A 21,224-nucleotide genomic window follows, 5' to 3' on the forward strand; every position below is an offset into this window, starting at 1 on the left:
AAACCCTTAGCTGATACGCCTGGATGGAGGATTAACCCGAATTAGGAGTTATAAAGAATGGGCGTTATTAGTTTGGCAGAAATGCTGGAGTCTGGAGTTCACTTTGGACATCAGACCCGCCGTTGGAATCCGAAAATGTCTCCCTATATCTACACGGAGCGTAACGGGGTTCATATTATTGATTTAGTTCAAACCGCAGAACTGATGGAGGAGGCCTATGATTATGTCAGAAGTTCCTCCGAAGATGGGAAAAAGTTTCTGTTTGTCGGAACTAAACGTCAAGCTGCTGGAATTATCGCCAGCGAAGCCGCCCGTTGTGGTGGATATTATGTCAACCAACGTTGGTTGGGGGGAATGCTGACCAACTGGGCGACGATTAAAACCCGGGTTGACCGTCTGAAAACTTTGGAAGACCGCGAGTCTAGTGGTTATTTTGATTATCTTCCTAAAAAAGAAGCTTCGGTTTTACGTCGAGAATTGACGAAATTACGGAAGTATTTAGGCGGAATTAAAGCCATGCGTCGTGTTCCTGATGTGGTAATTTTAGTTGACCAACGCCGGGAATATAATGCGGTGATGGAATGTCGGAAATTAGATATTCCGATTGTATCTTTATTAGATACTAATTGTGATCCTGATTTGGCAGATATTCATATTCCCGCCAATGATGATGCTATTCGTTCAATTAAGTTGATTGTTGGTAAGTTAGCCGACGCAATTTATGAAGGGCGTCATGGTCAAGGTGCAGAAATAGCTGAAGAAGATTATGATTACGAAGCCGAATATGAAGAAGATGAAGAAGTTGAAGATATCGGCGATTTAGATTCTGATTCGGAGTCGGAAGAATAAGACCTAAAATATTTCTCAGGAGTCTTTTTTCAGGACAGGTTTAAGCTAAATTATCCGATGGGGACTCCTGGGAAGTAATCATGGAAAACATTTAGATTCATTTGTTATAATTTTTTTTAACAGATGAGTGATGGCGATAGGTAAACATAAAACAAATCTGAGGAAAAGATGGCGGAAATCTCAGCAAAAGTGGTTAAGGAACTGCGCGATAAAACTGGCGCGGGGATGATGGACTGTAAGAACGCCCTGATTCAAAATGATGGGGATATCACGAAGTCTATAGAATGGTTACGTCAAAAGGGTATTACTTCTGCGGATAAAAAGATCTCTCGCAGTGCTACCGAAGGCTTGGTGGGAAGTTATATTCACACTGGCGGACGGGTGGGGGTAATTGTGGAAGTCAACTGCGAAACTGACTTTGTGGCGCGTCGGGAGGAATTTAAAGCATTAGTGAATAATATTGCCATGCAAATTGCAGCTTGTCCTAATGTGGAATATGTTTCTATTGATGATATTCCCGCCAGCATTACCGCTAAGGAAAAAGAGATTGAAATGAAGCGGGATGATTTAGGAAATAAACCCGATAATATTAAGGAAAAAATTGTTCAAGGACGAATTGATAAGCGTCTTCAAGAGCTATCCTTAGTTGATCAACCTTACATTCGCAATCAAGATATTACGGTGGCGGAGTTGGTGAAACAAAGTATTTCTCTGTTAGGCGAAAATATTAAAATTCGTCGCTTTGCTCGTTTTGTTTTGGGTGAAGGCTTGGAGAAGGAAGAAAAGAATTTTGCGGATGAAGTCGCCGAACAAATGGGTAAAGCCTAGGTTATTTCTGAAGTTAATTAATAGTTAAGACTCCGATCAGATCAAATTTTAATTATGATCGGAGTTCATTCATTTTTAATTCCTAATTCGTAATTCCTAATTCCTAATTCCTAATTCCTAATTCCTTTATGGCTGGATCAATAAATCGCGTTGATCAGGATATCGCTGCTTTGGAAGAGGCGATCGCTAAAATTGCCCAAGAGTTTCATCACGCCTATGAGGTGTATTTGGTTGCTCTGGGGCAAGGAGTACGTCAACAATTGATTTTGGCAAGTTATCATCTCTGCACTCAAATCTATCCTCAAGTATTTTTAGAGTTATCGGTTTCACAACGACAAAAATTACAACAGGGGCTAAGAAATTTAGCCCGACAAATGCAGACGGATTTATGCGAGTCTCTGCAAGCTCCGGCTGATTTTGAACTTGAGGATTTAGATGATGATTTTACCTCTGAACCGGAGGAGGAACAGCCAGAGGAAAATTTGCAGGTTTCTCAGACTCCAAAACCGTTAACCCCTGAGCGTTTATTCTCTTGGCAAGATGGGATTGAAACCGGAATTGTCCGACTGTTGAAATTGCTATCTAAGGATACCAACTTGCAGTTACAACGGTTTGGACTGTTACCAAAAAAATTACCCCAAGCTATTCTGGAAGTGGCTTCTAAGGCTGATGCTTCCAGCGATATGGTGGCTGGGCCAGCGAATCTACTCCAGATCATGATTGAGACGGAGGATGATGACGAGCCCCAAACCTCGATCATGACAAGGTTAACGGCTATTCATCTGCGCTTGGGGGAAATTGAGTTTGCTGATGCTAATGTGATGGCGCGACGTCACCAACTCCGCCATTTGTCGGGACAGTTTACTAATATCCGTCGGGAGTATCAAAAAAAGTTACGCGAGAGAGCCATACTCCAGGCAGAATCCGCTTGGAGATCTATTTGGTATGAGGATTGAGAAATGCTTGAAATGCTTATAGGTTGAGTTGTATAGCTTTTAATTGACTAAAAAATCAAGAGTAGGTACGCACGACCCCCACCAGCGTATACTTAAATTATAGCACCTAAAAATTATTCGTGTCAACCTTGTTTAAAATTTGCTTTAATTCTACCCAAAAACTCAGGGGCGGAAAATTCATCAAAGTCTGTAATCCTATAGATAAAGGGTTTTATCTATAATTGATTAAAAAGTCAAGCGTAAAGCCATGCTCCTGCATACAGCATTTGCTAAAATTATAGCAAAATGGATTTGTTATTGTCAACCCCTGGAAAAATTTGATTTAATTCCTATTATTAAAAAGCTGAGTAGGAAGGTTAAAGAAAAGCTAAGTAAATCTCTGTGGTGCTGACAATACTGTATATTATAATAGGCTGTGGTGAGTCACAAATACAGGGTAATTAGGAAGTTAGATTAAGATGAAATCTTATCAACCAGACTGGTGGAGATTTAGTAAAGCGTTGTGCGTTGAAGCAGAACGGGGTTTTACAAATTTGCAGGGTAGTCAATATAAATTCCATGAATTTTTTTATGTGAGTTTAAAGGAATTGTTTGAAAATGCACCGCCGGAGACCCAACAACGGTGTCAAGATTTGGCGGAGGATTTTTTGCGTTATCCTGAATTAAAATTAGAAGACCGCCAACATTTAATTGCAGATACGAGACGGTTTTTGCTGCAATTACAACGGTTATTTGATTGTCGGAATCAGGTATCGAAAATTCGGGAAACGGAACAAGATCAAAAGCAAAATCAACAAACAGTTACAAAGACAACTGGGATTACAGAACAGGCAAAGGTTGTTAATATATCCTTAGAACAATCCTTAGAAAAAATTATCGGGCCTAGAAATAGCGATCGCGTAGCAAAATTAGGGGTTTTAACCGTATTTGATTTACTGTATTATTATCCCAGGGATCATATTGACTACGCCCGACAGGTCAAAATTAATGAACTAGAACCTGGGGAAACCGTCACCTTAATTGCTCAGGTAAAACGGTGTAATTGTTTTAGTAGTCCTCGGAATAAAAAATTAACCATATTAGAATTAGTATTAAGCGATAATACCGGACAGCTTAAAATTAGTCGATTTTATGCTGGAAATAGATATAGTAGTAAAGGTTGGCAACATCAACAAAAAAATAATTATGCAACCGGGGCGTTAATTGCAGCATCAGGTTTAGTCAAAAAAAATCAATATGGAATTACCTTAGATAACCCGGAATTAGAAGTTTTAGATGATGCCGGGGGTCAAATTGAATCAATGAAAATCGGGCGACTTTTACCTGTGTATCCGTTATCGGATGGGGTCGGGGCGGATGTAGTTAGAAAAGCGGTAATTGCAGCTTTACCTGCGGCGAAACAATTGGCAGATGCCTTACCCGAAGAAGTATTAAATCAATATCAATTAATTGGGTTAACTAATGCCATTGAGAATATCCATTTTCCTCCAGACCGAGATTGTTTATCGGCGGCGAGACGGCGGTTAGTGTTTGATGAATTTTTCTATTTACAGTTAGGATTATTAACCCGAAGACAACAACAGAAACAGGTTGAAACCAGTGCAGTTTTAGCACCCAAGGGAAAATTAATTGATGAATTTTATCAGATGTTACCGTTTAAATTAACCAATGCTCAAAATCGGGTAATTCAAGAAATTCTCCAAGATTTATATTCTCCTGAACCGATGAATAGATTAGTTCAAGGAGATGTAGGAGCAGGGAAAACTGTAGTGGCGGTGGTGGCAATGTTAGCGGCAATTCAAGCCGGATATCAAGCCGCATTAATGGCCCCGACGGAAGTTTTAGCCGAACAACATTATCGAAAATTAGTCGAGTGGTTTAATTTAATGCACCTACCTGTAGAATTATTAACAGGTTCAACAAAAGTTGGCAAACGACGTCAAATTCATGCCCATTTAGAAACGGGAGAATTGCCTGTTTTAGTCGGAACCCATGCCTTAATTCAAGATCAGGTTAATTTTCATCGTTTGGGGTTAGTAGTGATAGATGAACAACATCGGTTTGGAGTTCAACAACGAGCTAGATTACAACAAAAAGGAGAATCTCCCCACGTTTTAACCATGACGGCGACGCCCATTCCCCGAACATTAGCCTTAACCTTACATGGGGATTTAGATGTGAGTCAAATTGATGAACTTCCCCCCGGTCGCCAACCAATTCAAACTACAATTTTAAACGGAAAACAACGACGGGATGCCTATGATTTAATTCAGCGCGAGGTAGCAAAAGGCAGACAGGTTTATGTGGTGTTACCGTTAATTGAAGAATCGGAAAAATTAGATGTTAAATCGGCGGTGGAGGAACATCAAAAATTACAGTCTAAGATTTTTCCTGAGTTTAAAATTGGGTTGCTCCATGGTCGAATGAGTAGCGCGGAAAAAGATCAAGCTATTACTCTATTTCGGGATAGAGAAACCCAAATTCTGGTGTCAACAACGGTGGTGGAAGTGGGGGTTGATGTTCCCAATGCCACGGTGATGTTAATTGAAAATGCAGAACGATTTGGATTATCTCAGGTGCATCAATTACGGGGTAGGGTGGGTCGTGGAAAAGATAAATCCTATTGTTTATTAATGTTAGGAGGTTCTACCCCGGAAGCGCGACAAAGGTTACAGGTTTTGGAACAATCTCAGGATGGGTTTTTGATTGCAGAAATGGATTTACAATTGCGGGGGCCAGGACAGGTTTTGGGTACTCGTCAGTCGGGTTTACCGGATTTTGCTTTAGCGAGTTTAGTCGAGGATCAGGAGGTGTTACAATTAGCTAGGGATGCCGCCCAAAAGGTATTAAAAAAAGATCCAAAGTTACAGGGTTTACCTTTAATGCGGGATGAATTAAATCGTCGTTATATTAAGATTATGGGAGGCAGCATTTTAACCTAAACTCTTTCTATTACCCATTACCTATCACGGATTTAAAAGGATTACGCAGATTAACACAGATTAAAATCCGTGAAATCTGAACACTGATTAAAAGGATTACGCAGATTAACACAGATTAAAATCCGTGAAATCTGAACACTGATTAAACGGATTACGCAGATTAACACAGATTAAAATCCGTGAAATCCTCTTAAATCCGTGTTCCCTATTCCCTTAAAAAAAATGAAAATAGTATTAACAAATGATGATGGTATTGATGCACCCGGAATTAAAGCGTTAGGGGAGGCGATTTCTGGGGAAAAAATCTGGATTGCTCCTGAAAAAGAATATTCTCAATGTGGGCATCAAGTGACGACCAATCAAGGAATTAAGGTAGAAAAACGTTCAGAAATTGAATATGCAATTGGGGGAACTCCCGCCGATTGTATTCGGTTAGCGGTGTCCCATCTTTGTCCTGATTTAAGTTGGGTAATTTCGGGGATTAATTCGGGGGGAAATATGGGGGTTGATGTTTATATTTCTGGGACGGTGGCGGCAGTTAGGGAAGCAGCAATTCAAGGAATTCCGGGGATAGCTTTATCCCAATATCGTAAAAAAGGAAAACCCGTAAATTGGAAAACGGCAACCCGTTGGGCAAGTTTAGTGTTAAATGAATTAATGAAACATCCTCCGCAACAGGGGTATTTTTGGAATGTTAATTTTCCCTATTTGGAACCGGAAGACCCTGACCCAGATATGGTATTTTGTAAATTAGGAACCCAATCTTTGCCGATTAATTATAGAATAGAAGGGGACTATTTTCATTATCATGGAAATTATAGCGATCGCCTTTATGAAGTGGGAACGGATGTAGAAGTGTGTTTTCGTGGTAAAATAGCTGTGAGTTTAATTAAATTGTAGGTGAGGGGTCAAGATTAATTGAACCACAAAGACTCAAAGACACAAAGAGGTTAGAAATTTAACCGGCTGGTTGGTATCATGGGTGAATGTGACAATTCTTAACACCATTTATCATGAAATTAGTTTAATATCAAAAATTAGGTGGTTTTTCTAGGTGCTGTGATTAGTAAGACGCCTATTTGTTGAATTTAGCTTTGGGATTAAAATTTTAGTATGAGCGTTAACTTAGCAACCCAACTGCGAGAAGGCACGAAGAAGTCTCACACAATGGCGGAAAACGTTGGTTTTATCAAGTGCTTTTTAAAGGGTACGGTAGAAAAAACGTCTTACCGGAAATTGGTGGGTAATCTCTATTTTGTTTACTCCGCAATGGAAGAAGAAATGGAGCGCCACCGTAACCATCCAATTTTATCTAAATTGTATTTTCCTGAACTGAATCGCAAACAAAGTTTAGAGCAGGATTTATACTTTTATCATGGTGCAAATTGGAAAGAAGAAGTACAATCTTCTGAAACAACAAAAGCTTATGTTGCTCGAATTCGAGAAATCTCCAATTCTGAACCCGAATTGTTAATTGCACATCTCTATACTCGCTATTTAGGGGATTTGTCCGGGGGGCAAATTCTTAAGGGAATTGCTCAAAATGCGATGAACTTACAGGATGGACAAGGAACTCAGTTTTACGAGTTTAATGATATTCCCGACGAAAAAGCGTTTAAGGTCAATTATCGTCAACAAATGGATAGCGTTGATATTGACCAAGAAATGGCAACTCGCATTGTTGATGAAGCCAATGATGCGTTTGGGATGAACATGAAAATGTTCAATGAATTAGAGGGGAATTTAGTTAAAGCTATTGGTCAAATGTTATTCAATACCTTAACTCGTCGCCGGACAAAAGGGACAACGGAAGGGTTAGCAACCGCCGCCGAATAATCAGTTAAAATACGGAAGATTCAATTAATTTCATCCTGAACGCGAGAATTTGCCTTGTGTTCGGGATTTTGTGGTTTTGAACTACCTACACTTACTCGTAGAGAAGTGTGGGTAGTTTAGTTGACTATCGGCTTACTGACTAACAACTTGCTGGGTGTTTTTTTGTCTATGGAAGGCATAGAGTTGAAAGAAAACAATCATCCCTACAATAAAACTACCCGTGACAGCAACGGCTGTATTTAGGGGTAAACTATTTTTGAATACTGCTAGTAAAACAATCACCAATAAAAGTACCGTTGGGACTTCATTTAAACTGCGGAATTGTTGACTGGTGAATATAATTTTATTTGTGGCTAATTGTCGCATAATTCGACCACAATAAAAATGATAGGCGACTAAAACCGCAACTAATCCTAATTTGATATGCAGCCACATATCTTGTAAAAGACTGGGTTGTGTAATTAAAAGGGCGATCGCCATCACCACCGTTACCACCATTCCAGGGGTTGTAATAATCCCATAAAGACGCTTTTCCATCAATTCATATTGTTCTTTTAAAATGCTGCGGGCGGGCTCGGGTTTGTCTTCGGCTTCGGCGTGATAAACAAATAATCTCACCAAATAAAATAAACCCGCAAACCAGACAACCATTCCGATGATATGAAAGGATTTAAACCAAAAATAAGTCATAGATCCAATAAAATCCTCAACAATAAAGGTGGCTATAAACTACCTTACTGGATTCTGGACAATCTGGCAATTAAATCGCCCGGGATAATTTCTGTTGCTGTAGGGCGGGGGTATGGGTATCAAATAAAAAGGCAATATTTCTAACTAAAAGTCTGCCTAGATTTGTCACCACAATGGAATCATAATTAGACTGAACTAAACCATCGGCAATTAAGGGACGCATGGCGATTAATTCCTGGGCAAAGTAACTGTCAAAATCCAGATGATATTTAGCTTCAATTTGAGATTTATCTAAGTAAAAACTAGACATAATTTGCATAATTACATCTCGTCTGAGCATATCATCTTTACTTAATTTAAACCCTTTACTGACAGGTAAAATTCCCTGATTAATGGCTTGATAATACTCTTTTAATCGTTTATGGTTTTGAGCATAGATATCTTCTAACATACTAATAGAAGTTAACCCAAAGCCATATAATTCTGCTTCTGGTTGGGTTGTATATCCTTGAAAATTCCGTTTTAAAGATGAATTTTGTTGGGCGATCGCTAATTCATCATTGGGTTTCGCAAAGTGATCCATGCCAATAAAAACATAGCCATTATCAGTTAATTCTTGGATCGACATTTGCCAAATTTCTAACTTTTTATGGGGTTGAGGTAAGGCAGATTCAGGAATATTTTTCTGTACGGGTTTCATCCAGGGAACATAGGCAAAGTTAAAAATAGCAATCCGATCAGGATCAAGTTTAATCGTCTTTTTAATGGTTTCTTTGAAGCTAGATAAAGTTTGATAGGGTAAGCCATAAATTAAGTCCACATTCACACTTTCAAACCCAGCTTCCTTAATCCAATCCATCACATCAAATAACAGAGCTTCCGGCTGCACTCTATTAACAGCTTCTTGCACCTGGGGATTAAAGTCTTGAATCCCAAAACTAATCCGATTAAACCCAATTTGTTTTAGAAAAAAGATATAGTTTTTATCGACATAGCGCGGATTGATTTCAATTGAAATTTCAGCTTTTTCGTCAAAAGTAAACTGTTTATTAATTGTTTCCCATAGGGATTCAACCTGTTCTAAGGATAGGTAATTGGGTGTACCACCGCCCCAATGCAGTTGGGTAACTGGGCGCCGAGTATCAATAAACTGAGCAGTGAATTCAATTTCTTTTGACAAATATTCGATGTAAGTTTTAGCTGCATTTTTATTATTAGAAACAATCACATTACAGCCACAGAAATAACAAGCTGTCTGGCAAAAAGGAATATGGAAATAGAGAGATAAGGGAGATTGGCGTTGATTAGATTCAGTTATGGAAAATTCCCAATCTAAGGGCGTAAATTCATCTTTTAATTCTGTAGCTGGTGGATAACTGGTATAACGGGGAACGGCATTCCCATATTTTTCAATTAAATCAAAATCAAACGCCACATTTGCAACCGAAAAAACCATTGATTTATTCTCCCTAATTAGTTATAATGGTAGATGGTAAATAGACAAAATTAAACAGTTGCTGGAGTTGGAATTTCTCCTAAATCTCGCAGCATGGCAATATTCAGGACAAAGGCGTTATTAGCTTCGGCGACAATTTGATCTTGGAGTTTTTCACTTAAGACTAATTCATTCAATCTTTGACGATAGAGGTTTTTAAATTCATTGATATCAGGAATTTGATCAAATTCATAAAAACAAATCCCTTGATGTTCCTCTAAATTAAAGACAGATTGGACGATTTTTTTCAAACTTTGCCCCCCAGATAAATCACCCATATAACGAGTATAGGAGTGGGCAATTAATAAGGTGGATTCGGTACCAGAAAGTTCACGAAGTCGGGAAACATAAGATTGGGCGGCGGGAGAAGCGGTAATATTATCGGGCCAATGTTCTCCATAATAAAAGTTTAAGTCTTTCTCTAAATTAGCTTTGCGGTTGAGTTCAGGGAAATAAATTTTGCTAATATTGGGATGGGTTTGATGGGATTGTAATTCCGCTTCTAATTGGCTATAAACAAAATATAAATTACTCAAAAGTTGACAAAAAGATTCTCTACTAATACCCCCAGATAAAAAGTTTCTCATAAATCCGGTATGTTCGGCATTACTATGAGATTGTTGGGTTCCGATTTTGAGTTTTTCAGCTAAGTTTGTCATGGTTTTAGAGATAAATAAGATTAAATTTTTCCTAAGACTAAAAACAGGAGAAATGGCAAGCCGAGGTTTGGTTTTCTCCACTTGAATGAATGTATCACTATATCACTGATTAGTTATATGGTCGTTACAATTCTTTACTCACGGGGGAATTTTGGGGAAACCCCTAGACAAAACAAAAATTATATAGTTCAATAACTAGATAGTAATATTTAAGGACTCGCAGCGATGGTAAATACTATCCAAAACCCCGAAACTCAAGGACTGCGCCCCGGGATTAAAAATCCGGTTCAAGAGACGTTGCTGACCCCTCGCTTCTATACGACCGACTTTGACGCGATGGCGAATATGGACTTATCTAGTTGTGAGGAGGAATTTTCGGCGGTTTTAGAGGAGTTGCGGGCGGACTATAACCGTCACCATTTTGTTCGGGATGAACAATTTGACCAAAGTTGGGAACAAATTGACCAGAGAACCCGCCTAGCGTTTGTTGACTTTTTAGAAAGGTCTTGTACCTCTGAATTTTCTGGTTTTTTATTATTTAAAGAGTTATCTCGTCAACTGAAAAATCGCAACGCTTTATTATCAGAAGCGTTTCATTTATTAGCTAGAGATGAAGCTCGTCATGCGGGGTTTATTAATAAGGCGATGTCGGATTTTAATTTATCCTTAGATTTAGGCTATTTAACTAAAAACCGGACTTATACTTTCTTTAAACCGGAGTGGATTATTTTCGCGGTTTATTTATCGGAAAAAATTGGTTATTGGCGCTATATTACGGTGTTTCGTCATTTAGAAAACCATCCCGAACATGAATATTATCCTTTATTCCGCTATTTTGAAAACTGGTGTCAGGATGAAAACCGTCATGGGGATTTCTTTAAGGTTTTATTGCGATCGCAGCCCAATATGTGGCAAACTTGGAAAGGTAGACTGTGGGCAAGGTTTTTCTTATTAACCGTGTTTGCAACCCATACTTTAACCGTGAATGAACGAGAAGATTTTTATGAAACTTTGGGGTTAGATGCAAAGGAATATAATCGTCATGTGGTGCGGAAAACTAATGAAACTTCCCTAAGAGCATTTCCAGAGGTTTTAGATACAGAACACCCGGACTTTTTCCGTCGTTTAGAACAATGTTCTGAGAATAATGTGAAGAATCAAAAAATTAATGCTACCGAAAAACCAAAATTGGTTAAATTCCTATTAAAATTACCCACTAATTGTTCAACTTTGTGGCATTTGCTAAGAATTTATTTAGCTAAACCCATTGATGCCGAAGCATTACGGGCAGAAGTTCATTAATATTTTTACGCAAAACTAGGGTTTTATATATTGTGTTAAAACCCTATTTTTTAATCATAAATTAATCATGAATTGTGCCATCGGGCATCATCGCTCGATTCAGATTAGCATTAGTTAAAATCGTTCGAGTTAAATCTGCACCTCGCAAATTTGCATCGGATAAATTCGCCCCACTAAAATCGGCATAACTTAAATCAGCATCTTTGAAATTCACACCACTAAGGTTAGTATTGTAGCTTTGTTCCGAACTTAAAACTCCTAAACCTGAAACCCCAAAAATAGCGTGACAGAGCTTGGCTTTTTCAAAGTTAGCTTGTTCTAAAATTGCCCCGCTAAAATTAGTATAACTCAAATCTGCCTCAACTAGAATTGCATCGGTTAAATCCGTTTGTTGATTCTGGTTAGGGCGAAAATTAGCTTCAAAAATAATAGCGTGGGAAAGGTTGGCATTTTTTAAATTACATCCCGATAAACAAGCTTTGATGAGTTGAGTTTTTTCTAGGGATGTTTTAATTAATTTTGCTCCGGTTAAATCAGCTTCTCGTAACTGAGCTTGATATAAATTGGCTTCGCTTAAATCAGCCCCCCAAAGAATGGTTTCACTGAGGTTAGCATAGCTAATATTGGCTTTAGAAAGGTTAGCTTTTCCTAATCTTGCTTCCCGTAAATCTGCATAACTTAAATTTGCTCCGGTTAGGTTTAAATTGACTAAATTAGCTTCTTGTAAATCAACATAAGATAAGTCAATATCAGGAAAATTCCGTTCGGCGGCGGCATATCTTAGGAGAAATTCATCAACATTCATGGCAATATTTAGTTAAATCAAGGATTAAAAAAATAAACTAAACAGCAGATTTAATGGCTCGAAGTTGCTCTAACTGTTGGTTTTGTTGCTGCATTTGAGCAACTAGAGATTCACAGACTAAATCACAAACTTCAAATAAAAGTGGATTAGCAATTTCATAATAAACACTAACCCCTTGTTGGGTGCGAGTCACAATTCCAGCTTGGGCTAAAAGTTTTAAATGTTTAGAAACATTTGCCTGTCCTAACCCGGTGGCTTCAATAATTTGGGTAACATTTTTAGCTCCAGATTTTAAACAGCAAATAATTTGTAAGCGACTTACTTCTGATAACACTTTAAAAAAGTCTGCCATTAATGCTAGGGCGGCGGGAGATAATTGTAAATAATCGCAGGTTGAAGTCAGTTGCATGGATTTTAAACTGGGGTTGGTGATGGCTAGGACTCAGTGGCTTTATTGATATTACTTATCTATTATATTACCACATTATCTGATAATTGAAAAATTGTAGGTAGAGACATTTCTGTTAATATCTCTACCCAGGTTTTAATGGAGATTTTCCTGCCGTTTTTTCTCGCTAAGTTGTAGTAAAATATCGGCGTGAACCTCTTTTGTGATCGGATATAAAAAAGTAAAAATCATCCCAATAATTAGGACAATAGTTGGTAAAGGGCCAATAGCAAACCGCACGGCTAACAGAGCCGAGTCCGGTTGAATGGGGGCGGGTTGACCGGGAACTGTGGAAAGAAATCCAGCAATATCTAAGGCTTGTCCGACCAAAAATAAGCCAACGGCTAACCCAATTTTTTGTAATAAAACCATGAAAGAATAGAAAACTCCTTCCCGTCTTTGTCCAGTATTTAATTCATCTAAATCAATGACATCAGGAATCATTGACCAGGGAACTAAATAGGCTGTTGAGACCCCACATCCGGCTAGAATTGCTAGAATATACATTAAGCCAACCTGTCCAGGTTGGAGGAAAAATAAACCCGCTTGGGCAATAATCCATACTCCCATTCCCATAAAATAAACTGACTTTTTCCCATAGCGTTTACTGATAGAACTCCAGACAAATAACATTACTAAAGCTGTTCCTTGAACCGCAATTGCCACCTGGGGAAAAGTTGCTTCCGGCATCTGCATCCAATTCACTACAAAATAGGGTAAAATTGAAGCGGTCAGTTGAACCCCCAACCAGGAACAAAGATAAATTCCAATAACCAATAAAAAGGGTCGATTACTAAAGGCAATTTTGATTTGTTCAGCAATCGGAATACTATCGGAATTATCCTGATTGTCTGCTACAGAATGTCCCGCCCATACCCGCTTTCGAGTTCCCAAAAAACACCAAAATAGGGGGAAAATTGATAGAATTGCACAAACTGCCCCTAAAATTAAATATTTTTGATAGGGAGAATCGGGGAAAAAACTAAAAATAATTTGTGCTAAAATCAACGAAAAAATACTACCACTGATAGAAAAAGAAAAGCGAAAACTATTGAGACTGGTACGTTCGTTATAATCTGATGTTAATTCAGGAGTTAGGGCAGTGTAAGGTAAATTAACGGCGGTGTAAGCGGTATTAAATAAAATCCCAATAATTACATAATACCAAAACAAAAACCATTGATTATTACTCGGAACAATCCACTGTAAAAAGAACAGAATCCCAAAGGGAACTGCCCCAAAAACCATCCAAGGATAGCGCCTTCCCCAAGGGTGAACTGTGCGATCGCTTAATACTCCCACAATCGGATCATTAATCGCATCCCAAATTTTTCCGACCATTAATACACTTCCGGCTAATCCGGCAGGTAAACCCGCAACATTAGTCAGAAAAACCAAAACAAAAAATACAGAAATATTAGCAGTAATTGCTGGGCCTAAATCTCCAGCACCAAAGGCTAATTTTGTCGATAAATTTAGCTTTTCTGGAGGAGAAATAGTTGGAGAAGGAGTGGAGTTCATGTTGATTAATATTAAAGAGTATTGTCAGCTTAGAACCAAAACCCGACGGCTAACAATAGGATATCTTAAAATGATAAGCTGATTGAATCACAAATAATTAGGGAGAAGTCAAACTATGGCTGCTTTAGGCGATCGCTTTAATCGGATGATCGGGAAAACTCGATTTGTCGTCAGTCGTTTGTTTCTGCATTTAGGAGGAGATCAGGTCGCTCCCCTGTTGGGAATACTCAACCGAGCCGCCAGAGATGTTATTGATGCCGAGGGAGACTTGCAGGTAACAGGAGAGGCGTTAGTAGAAGTCTGCCAAGGTCTGCTTCAGTATGATACTTATTGGCAGTCAGGATCGAATGAAGGGGATGTGGTTTGGAGTGAGGGGGAGGCGGCGGACTACTTTAACGAACTATTTACGGATTCTGGACAACGGTATTTAAGCCAGCCGGATTTATCTCAACCCCTTGATGAAAGTCAATACCTATCTGTGCCAATTACCCACAATTTAATTGTGATGATTACAATAGTAAGTGAAGGGGAAGTTCCCGATTTAGAAACGGATTTAGCAAGTTTGGAGGCGATGAATCTTGGGTTAAAAGCAATTATTAATCTGCATTATCAACACAGACTCCGAGGGATTCAAGTGCATTTTTCCCCGGCTGTTTTAGGAGATGAATTAACCAGTGATCAATTATTAGAGAACTTTCCCGAACTGATTCCCCTTTAAGGAATAGTATCGGTTGATATTGAAATCAAAAAACAGTGATCAATTCAGATTTTTCTTGTTAGAATAGGAGATATAAATGTTGAAAAAAGTTAATTGGTTTATGTGGAAAAAATTCTTAATTCTGTTGATTTCGGTAACATTTTGTTGGACAACAGTTGCTTGTGGGTCTGCAACTACTTCATCGAATACCCAACAATCCACTCGCACCACATCGGCGCCCCAAAATCAAGTTATTGAGGGTAAATATCCCGTTCAGCAAGCCCAATATAATGACGTCGATGGGGAGTATACCCTCATGTTATTAAATACTCCGGCGGGTAAATCTGCTACCTACCGGACAACAGATTTACAAATGGCGCAATTAAGCGATGAACAAATTAAAGCCGGAGAAAAAAGTACCTTAAATATTACCAATGGTCAACCCGTTTTGTATTTAACCGAAGACTTTCGCATCGAATATGTTCATAACGTTACCGAAACTCAAACCAACCCCGCCACAGGTCAACCGCAAACCGTTGTCGTGCGACAAGAATCGAGTTTCTGGACACCTTTTGCCGCCTCTTTGGCCGGAAGTGCAATCGCTAATAGCTTATTTGCCCCCCGCTATTATGTCCCTCCCATGTATCAACCTGGCCGTGTGATGACCGGATATGGCGGTTACGGTTCCAATTATAATCAAGCTGTCAACGACTATCGGACTCGATACAATACTCCCCCGGCAGCGGTAAAAAATAGCACCACCCTACGCACCACCGGAAATATTCGTAACTCCAACCCGAATTCCTCCGGTAAGCGTTCCACCTCCCCCAATTCCAGCCGTTCAACGGGGTCGGGGTTCGGAGCAACGGATTTGCGCACCTCCCCGAATAAAGGTTCAACCCAACAACGCAAACCCAGTTTCGGCAGTGGTTCCCGCAGTCGCTCCTCCTCTGGAAGTAGCAGCAGAAAACGCCGTTAAAACCGTAGTGAGCCCTTCAGGGCTCCTTCTTCCTTGGTAATTAAATTACGGATAATGGATTAAACCCCTGAAATTATCACCATTTGATTCAAAATCACTACAACTGATAGAGTTGGATTTAGAAAAAGCGATCGCTTCTTTGGAAGAAAGCCAACCTGCGAGGAAAGTTAAATTGAGTATTCACCCTTTAGAATTTAAACTAATATCAAATCCCAATCAGCAGGATATAATTACCTCTGAAAAAGATTGGTACAACACAATTATTTTAGGTGATTGCTCAAAGGTTTTGCAGCAAATTCCTTCTAATATAGCCGATCTGATTGTAACATCTCCTCCCTATGCAGATAGCCGGAAAAAACCTATGGCGGGATTAATCCAGATGATTATGTCCAATGGTTTCTTCCCATTTCTAAAGAACTGTACAGAGTTTTAAAAGAAGATGGAACCTTTATTATTAATATCAAAGAAAAAGTTGTTAATGGAGAAAGGCATAACTACGTTATTAAGTTAATTTTAGAAATGCAACAACAAGGATGGTTATGGACAGAAGAATATATTTGGCATAAAAAGAATAGCTATCCTGGTAAATGGCCTAATCGTTTTCGTGATGCTTGGGAACGTTGTCTACAGTTTAATAAGCAGAAAAAATTCAAAATGTATCAAGAAAGGGTTATGGTTCCGATGGGAGATTGGGCTAAAACTCGCTTAAAAAATTTGAGTGAAATTGATCAAATACGGGATAATTCTAAAGTCGAAAGTGGATTTGGCAAAAATGTCTCTAATTGGTTAGGACGGACAATGGTTTATCCTACAAATGTTTTACATTTAGCAACGGAATGCAGCAATAAAAGTCACAGTGCTACATTTCCTAAATCTCTGCCTTCCTGGTTTATTCAATTATTTACAGAACCAGAAGATATAGTTTTTGATCCCTTTTTGGGTTCGGGAACAACTGCGATGGTAGCGAAAGAGTTAGGTAGACGTTATATTGGTATTGAGATTAAAGAAGAATATTATCAGAGGGCTTTAATTAATATAGAAAAAACCCTATTTAATTGTCAAAATCAAAGTTTTTCTGGGATTAATCAAACACAAGAAGTTAATAATTTAGCCATGAGCGAATCGAATCATCAAATTTATTCTAAATATCTAATTGAGAATGTTTTGAACCCATTTTATGACAAACGATTTGAAAAGTTGAGACAACTTCAGATTAGAGATATTATTAAGCGTAAAAATCCTTATTTGTTTAAGGCTAAAAATATTGAATTGGCAGGAGAATTTGTAAAAAGTATTGTCGATGCTTTTCTATCTTCCCAAGAAGAAACGATTTTCGGAAATTTATTAGAAGGTTTTGCTATATATATCTCAGAAACACTATATGGAGGAGTCAAATGGATTAAATTAGTTGATTATGTTTGAAAGCGAGAAGATGTAAAATTAGAATCAGTAGAAGCACAGTTGTCTTTAGATTTAGAATTAGAAGAATCTTCTGATTTAGAAGAATAAGCGATCTATTGCTAATTTTTATTATTCATATAGCCAAACAAAAATAGCGAATGGACTTAACCTATTATTAACTTAAAAATATATTTTTGCTGGGTCATAATTCATGTTAAAATGACTCTCTGGTTAACAAAAATAGCACAATAGAAGCAGATTGAAGAAGAATTATTGAGAACCGACTATGAGTGATTCCAAAACAGAACCTTTAATGATCCTCAAAGGCGTTGGTAAATCCTATCAACAGCCCAATGGTCAAGAAATTCCGATTCTCAATAACATTAACTTAGAATTGCGCCGGGGCGAAATCATCGCTTTATTAGGGCCTTCTGGTTCAGGAAAATCCACCTTAATGCGAATAATTGCCGGGTTAATTTATCCAACCCAAGGACAAGTCCTCTGTCATGGAAAACCATTAATTGGAATTAATCCCGGGGTAGCAATTGTCTTCCAAAGTTTTGCCCTTTACCCTTGGTTAACGGTTTTAGAAAATGTCGAATTAGGATTAAAAGCCGGGGGATTTCCTGTAGACTGGCGACAACAAAAAGCCCTAAAAATGATCGATATTATTGGTTTAGATGGATTTGAAAATGCTTATCCCAAAGAACTATCAGGGGGAATGCGACAACGGGTTGGATTTGCTAGGGCTTTAGCCGTTGAACCGGAATTATTATGTATGGATGAACCTTTCTCCGCTTTAGATGTTTTAACCGCAGAAAACTTGCGAATTGAACTGTTAGATTTGTGGTTAGAAAAACGTATTCCTACCCAAGCAATTTTAATTGTAACTCATGGGATTGAAGAAGCGATCACCTTAGCGGATCGGGTGATTGTTTTAGGTAGAAATCCTGGGCGAATTCGGGCAAATTTATCAATTAAATTAAGTCATTATCGCGATCGCAAAAGTGCAAGTTTCCAAGCCTTAGTCGATCAAGTTTATAAAATTCTCACCAACCCAGAATTAGAAACCATAGAACCTCAAACAACCGTTAAAAATACTCTGAATAAATATCAATCTTTACCCTACGTCCGCATTGGTTCTATTGCGGGTTTATTAGAACTCTTAGAAGATCGACAAAATCCTGATTTATATCGTTTAGGGCAAGAACTGCAACTGGATGTTGATGATTTACTCCCCATTTTAGAAGCCGCAAAATTTATGGATTTAATCGAAATTCGAGAAGGAGATTTTAACCTAAAACCAATCGCCCTAGAGTTTATTCAGGGAAATATTGACCAGCGAAAACAAATTATTCGTCAACAATTACTGAGTCATATTCGCCTAGTTCAACAAATCTATACCCTTTGTCAATCTAAACAAAATCGTCGTATTCCCGAAGATTTAGTCTTAGATGTTCTGAATAATCATTTTAGTCCTAAAGAAGCGCAACGACAGTTAAATACAGCCATTGACTGGGGACGTTATGCAGAACTTTATGCCTATGATGAACCCAGTGGGGAAATCTTTTTAGAAACATCTGATTTTAGTTCAATAACACCGGAGGTATAAACTATATGACTCGTTCTCTTACCCCTAAAAATCAAACCTTAGATCGCTCTCGTTTAACATGGCAAGATGGCTTATTAATTCTAGCAGTTATTACTGTACTTTTAGTAATTGTTCGCACGGCTTCCCAATTAACCGGAGACTATCAACCCGATGTCATCATCTCCACTGATTTAGATCAACTTCCAAGTTATGCCGCCCAAACATTATTAAGGATGGGAGCAGCTTATTTTTTATCCTTAATTTTTAGTTTAGTTTATGCCTATTCTGCTTATCGTTTTCCCTTGGCGGCTAAAGTTTTAATTCCCTTATTAGATATTTTACAATCCATTCCGGTTTTATCATTTTTACCTGGGGTTGTACTCGCTTTAATTGCCCTATTTCCCGGTCAAAGAATTGGAATTGAACTGGCAGCTATTCTGTTAATTTTTACGGGAATGACTTGGAATTTAGTCTTTAGTTTCTATCAATCTTTATCGAGTATTCCTAAAGAATTATTGGAAGTAGCAAAAGTCTATCATCTCAATTCTTGGCAACGGTTTTGGTCAGTGGAATTACCATCGGGAATCTTAGGATTAGTTTGGAATAGTGTGATGTCCGTTGCCGGAGGATGGTTTTTTTTGATGGCAATTGAATCCTTTACCTTAGGCGATCGCAGTTTTCGCCTTCCCGGTTTAGGATCATTTTTAGCTCAGGCTTCTGATCAAGGTGATTTTATTGCTATTGCTTGGGGAGTAGCAGTTTTAATTGGAATTATTATTCTTCTAGATTTTTTGGTCTGGAAACCATTAATTGCTTGGGCAGAAAAATTCAAGTTAGAAACCGTTGAATCCCAAAATATTCCCCAATCAATTGTATTAGATTTCCTGCGACGTTCTCCTACTTGGCGAATTGTAACCGAACGTTTTGGGCAGCTTTGGTCAGATAAAATTTCTCAGCGCATCGTCAAAGCTAATCCCACCTCCACCCCAGTTTTACCATCAAAATCCGATCAAAATTGGTGGAGTCGGATATTTTTAACTGGGTTTGGATTTATGGTTTTATGGGGAACTTGGGAAGGAGTTATATTATTACAAAAACTAGATTTTCAAGACTGGAAACAAGTGATTACCGGAGCTATTTTAACCGCTTTACGGGTTATTATCGCCTTATTTTTATCCTTATTATGGACTGTACCTGTGGGAGTTGCTATTGGCCGAAATCCTCGACTAGCCCAAACTTTACAACCCTTAGTTCAAATTGCTGCATCAGTTCCAGCAACAGCTTTATTTCCCGTCTTATTACTATTTTTAGCGCGTTTAGGAGGAGGTTTACAAATCGGTTCTGTGGCGCTGATGATGTTAGGAACAATGTGGTATATCTTATTTAATGTAATTGCCGGGGCGCAGGCAATTCCCTCAGAGTTATTTGAAGCAGCTAGTATTTATAAACTCTCGTTAGTGCTGCGATGGCAAACTGTGATTTTACCCGGAATTTTTCCCTATTTAATTACAGGGATGATTACGGCCGTTGGTGGGGCGTGGAATGCCAGTATTGTTAGCGAATATGTTCAGTTTCAAAACCAAACTTTAATCACACCAGGGTTAGGATCACTAATTTCTCAAGCAACAGAAACAGGTAACTATCCTCTGTTGTTTGCTTCTACGGCTGTGATGTCATTATTAGTAGTCTTAACCAACCGTTTAATCTGGCGAAAATTATATCAATTTGCTCGTTCAAAATACCAACTGTTGTAATATAACTCCATTTCCCCGTAGTGAGGCGTTCACGCCTTATCTTTATCTTTGAGTAAGAATTGAGGCGTAAACGCCGCGTAGTGAGGCGTTCACGCCTCCTTTTTATCTTTGAGTAAGAATTGAGGCGTAAACGCCTCACTACAAAGTTAGAAAATTATGAGGCGTAAACGCCTCACTACGAAGTTAGGGAATTATTCGGTTTCTTCAACTTTTAATGTATCACAGGGGATTTTTTCTAGTTCGATTCGGGTGGGATCTCCACTAGAATAAACCTCCAAATCCTGATTAGATTCTCCGACAAATAAGCAATATTCCCCTGGAAAAATAACCCGTTCAAAATAACCCTGAACTGTAGTTTCCATACGCAGAATTTGCACCTGTTTAGTGGGGTTTTTATAACCGCACAAAATTTCAGTCTTAATCGAATCTACAGCCAATTTTACGGTTTGCATGATGTTTTATTAAAGTTAG

20 protein-coding genes are annotated in these 21,224 nt (G+C 38.4%); 13 read left to right on the forward strand and 7 right to left on the reverse strand.

The features are described from left to right. The first annotated feature begins 57 nt into the window (after positions 1-57). From rpsB to NMG86_RS17990, 6 genes are all read left to right on the forward strand, one after another. Positions 58-849 carry a 30S ribosomal protein S2 gene (gene rpsB / locus NMG86_RS17965; protein WP_026798248.1) on the forward strand — a complete coding sequence of 264 codons (792 nt, stop codon included), beginning with the start codon at positions 58-60 and terminating at the stop codon, positions 847-849. A 168-nt stretch (positions 850-1,017) separates the two neighbouring features. Further along, complete coding sequence (gene tsf, locus NMG86_RS17970; protein ID WP_026798249.1) at positions 1,018-1,677, forward strand: translation elongation factor Ts; 660 nt, start codon at positions 1,018-1,020, stop codon at positions 1,675-1,677. A gap of 128 nt (positions 1,678-1,805) precedes the next feature. After that, complete coding sequence (locus NMG86_RS17975; protein ID WP_026798250.1) at positions 1,806-2,633, forward strand: hypothetical protein; 828 nt, start codon at positions 1,806-1,808, stop codon at positions 2,631-2,633. A 458-nt stretch (positions 2,634-3,091) separates the two neighbouring features. After that, a complete protein-coding gene (gene recG, locus NMG86_RS17980; RefSeq protein ID WP_026795587.1) occupies positions 3,092-5,575 on the forward strand; it encodes an ATP-dependent DNA helicase RecG in 2,484 nt (827 codons plus the stop codon). A gap of 222 nt (positions 5,576-5,797) precedes the next feature. Further along, complete coding sequence (gene surE, locus NMG86_RS17985) at positions 5,798-6,475, forward strand: 5'/3'-nucleotidase SurE (RefSeq protein ID WP_026785792.1); 678 nt, start codon at positions 5,798-5,800, stop codon at positions 6,473-6,475. Between the two features lie 213 nt (positions 6,476-6,688). Continuing rightward, entirely contained in the window at positions 6,689-7,411 is a 723-nt protein-coding gene (locus tag NMG86_RS17990; RefSeq protein WP_026798251.1) for a biliverdin-producing heme oxygenase, read from the forward strand. Between the two features lie 132 nt (positions 7,412-7,543). Here the strand turns inward: NMG86_RS17990 and hemJ are convergent, their stop codons facing one another. The 3 genes from hemJ to NMG86_RS18005 all read right to left on the reverse strand — a co-directional run bounded on the left by hemJ (position 7,544) and on the right by NMG86_RS18005 (position 10,255). Beyond that, entirely contained in the window at positions 7,544-8,101 is a 558-nt protein-coding gene (gene hemJ / locus NMG86_RS17995; protein ID WP_026785790.1) for a protoporphyrinogen oxidase HemJ, read from the reverse strand. Between the two features lie 70 nt (positions 8,102-8,171). Continuing rightward, positions 8,172-9,557, reverse strand: coding sequence for an oxygen-independent coproporphyrinogen III oxidase (hemN, locus tag NMG86_RS18000; protein ID WP_026785789.1), 1,386 nt, complete (start codon positions 9,555-9,557; stop codon positions 8,172-8,174). 50 nt (positions 9,558-9,607) lie between these two features. Beyond that, a complete protein-coding gene (locus NMG86_RS18005) occupies positions 9,608-10,255 on the reverse strand; it encodes a biliverdin-producing heme oxygenase (protein ID WP_026785788.1) in 648 nt (215 codons plus the stop codon). A gap of 225 nt (positions 10,256-10,480) precedes the next feature. Between NMG86_RS18005 and acsF the strand changes: the two genes are divergently transcribed. After that, on the forward strand, positions 10,481-11,557 hold the full coding sequence (gene acsF, locus NMG86_RS18010; protein WP_026795583.1) for a magnesium-protoporphyrin IX monomethyl ester (oxidative) cyclase: 1,077 nt from the start codon (positions 10,481-10,483) through the stop codon (positions 11,555-11,557). 61 nt (positions 11,558-11,618) lie between these two features. Here acsF and hetL read toward each other — a convergent pair whose 3' ends face one another. The 3 genes from hetL to NMG86_RS18025 form a co-directional block, all read right to left on the reverse strand. Further along, the gene (gene hetL / locus NMG86_RS18015; RefSeq protein ID WP_026798252.1) at positions 11,619-12,362 is read right to left on the reverse strand and encodes a heterocyst differentiation pentapeptide repeat protein HetL; all 744 of its coding nucleotides are present in this window, start codon (positions 12,360-12,362) and stop codon (positions 11,619-11,621) included. 37 nt (positions 12,363-12,399) lie between these two features. Next, complete coding sequence (locus NMG86_RS18020) at positions 12,400-12,771, reverse strand: ArsR/SmtB family transcription factor (protein ID WP_042155991.1); 372 nt, start codon at positions 12,769-12,771, stop codon at positions 12,400-12,402. Between the two features lie 135 nt (positions 12,772-12,906). Continuing rightward, entirely contained in the window at positions 12,907-14,331 is a 1,425-nt protein-coding gene (locus NMG86_RS18025) for an MFS transporter (RefSeq protein ID WP_026785784.1), read from the reverse strand. Between the two features lie 115 nt (positions 14,332-14,446). Here NMG86_RS18025 and NMG86_RS18030 point away from each other — a divergent pair, with 115 nt between their 5' ends. From NMG86_RS18030 to NMG86_RS18055, 6 genes are all read left to right on the forward strand, one after another. Further along, a complete protein-coding gene (locus tag NMG86_RS18030) occupies positions 14,447-15,049 on the forward strand; it encodes a DUF1517 domain-containing protein (RefSeq protein ID WP_026785783.1) in 603 nt (200 codons plus the stop codon). A gap of 76 nt (positions 15,050-15,125) precedes the next feature. Further along, positions 15,126-16,007: a hypothetical protein gene (locus tag NMG86_RS18035; protein ID WP_237157177.1), complete on the forward strand. Its 882-nt coding sequence runs from the start codon at positions 15,126-15,128 to the stop codon at positions 16,005-16,007. A gap of 112 nt (positions 16,008-16,119) precedes the next feature. Beyond that, complete coding sequence (locus tag NMG86_RS18040; protein WP_199918636.1) at positions 16,120-16,440, forward strand: site-specific DNA-methyltransferase; 321 nt, start codon at positions 16,120-16,122, stop codon at positions 16,438-16,440. After that, a complete protein-coding gene (locus NMG86_RS18045; protein ID WP_237157178.1) occupies positions 16,425-17,429 on the forward strand; it encodes a PmeII family type II restriction endonuclease in 1,005 nt (334 codons plus the stop codon). The genes NMG86_RS18040 and NMG86_RS18045 overlap by 16 nt, the downstream gene beginning before the upstream one ends. A gap of 265 nt (positions 17,430-17,694) precedes the next feature. Beyond that, positions 17,695-19,020: an ABC transporter ATP-binding protein gene (locus tag NMG86_RS18050; protein ID WP_026785781.1), complete on the forward strand. Its 1,326-nt coding sequence runs from the start codon at positions 17,695-17,697 to the stop codon at positions 19,018-19,020. 5 nt (positions 19,021-19,025) lie between these two features. Continuing rightward, positions 19,026-20,753: an ABC transporter permease gene (locus tag NMG86_RS18055; protein WP_026785780.1), complete on the forward strand. Its 1,728-nt coding sequence runs from the start codon at positions 19,026-19,028 to the stop codon at positions 20,751-20,753. Between the two features lie 191 nt (positions 20,754-20,944). On the opposite strand, the gene NMG86_RS18060 is transcribed toward NMG86_RS18055, so the two are convergent. After that, a complete protein-coding gene (locus tag NMG86_RS18060; protein ID WP_042155985.1) occupies positions 20,945-21,205 on the reverse strand; it encodes a DUF1830 domain-containing protein in 261 nt (86 codons plus the stop codon). Positions 21,206-21,224: the final 19 nt, after the last annotated feature.

It is taken from the genome of Planktothrix rubescens CCAP 1459/22 (assembly GCA_904830895.1).
In the GTDB taxonomy this organism is placed as follows: domain Bacteria; phylum Cyanobacteriota; class Cyanobacteriia; order Cyanobacteriales; family Microcoleaceae; genus Planktothrix; species Planktothrix agardhii.

Coding starts and splice junctions, on each gene's coding strand:
- NMG86_RS18025 (WP_026785784.1), bottom strand. CDS start 14,331: ATGAACTCCACTCCTTCTCCAACTATTTCTCCTCCAGAAAAGCTAAAT.
- rpsB (WP_026798248.1), top strand. CDS start 58: ATGGGCGTTATTAGTTTGGCAGAAATGCTGGAGTCTGGAGTTCACTTT.
- hetL (WP_026798252.1), bottom strand. CDS start 12,362: ATGAATGTTGATGAATTTCTCCTAAGATATGCCGCCGCCGAACGGAAT.
- NMG86_RS18060 (WP_042155985.1), bottom strand. CDS start 21,205: ATGCAAACCGTAAAATTGGCTGTAGATTCGATTAAGACTGAAATTTTG.
- NMG86_RS18055 (WP_026785780.1), top strand. CDS start 19,026: ATGACTCGTTCTCTTACCCCTAAAAATCAAACCTTAGATCGCTCTCGT.
- hemJ (WP_026785790.1), bottom strand. CDS start 8,101: ATGACTTATTTTTGGTTTAAATCCTTTCATATCATCGGAATGGTTGTC.
- recG (WP_026795587.1), top strand. CDS start 3,092: ATGAAATCTTATCAACCAGACTGGTGGAGATTTAGTAAAGCGTTGTGC.
- NMG86_RS17975 (WP_026798250.1), top strand. CDS start 1,806: ATGGCTGGATCAATAAATCGCGTTGATCAGGATATCGCTGCTTTGGAA.
- surE (WP_026785792.1), top strand. CDS start 5,798: ATGAAAATAGTATTAACAAATGATGATGGTATTGATGCACCCGGAATT.
- acsF (WP_026795583.1), top strand. CDS start 10,481: ATGGTAAATACTATCCAAAACCCCGAAACTCAAGGACTGCGCCCCGGG.
- tsf (WP_026798249.1), top strand. CDS start 1,018: ATGGCGGAAATCTCAGCAAAAGTGGTTAAGGAACTGCGCGATAAAACT.
- NMG86_RS18035 (WP_237157177.1), top strand. CDS start 15,126: ATGTTGAAAAAAGTTAATTGGTTTATGTGGAAAAAATTCTTAATTCTG.
- NMG86_RS18005 (WP_026785788.1), bottom strand. CDS start 10,255: ATGACAAACTTAGCTGAAAAACTCAAAATCGGAACCCAACAATCTCAT.
- NMG86_RS17990 (WP_026798251.1), top strand. CDS start 6,689: ATGAGCGTTAACTTAGCAACCCAACTGCGAGAAGGCACGAAGAAGTCT.
- NMG86_RS18030 (WP_026785783.1), top strand. CDS start 14,447: ATGGCTGCTTTAGGCGATCGCTTTAATCGGATGATCGGGAAAACTCGA.
- NMG86_RS18050 (WP_026785781.1), top strand. CDS start 17,695: ATGAGTGATTCCAAAACAGAACCTTTAATGATCCTCAAAGGCGTTGGT.
- NMG86_RS18020 (WP_042155991.1), bottom strand. CDS start 12,771: ATGCAACTGACTTCAACCTGCGATTATTTACAATTATCTCCCGCCGCC.
- hemN (WP_026785789.1), bottom strand. CDS start 9,557: ATGGTTTTTTCGGTTGCAAATGTGGCGTTTGATTTTGATTTAATTGAA.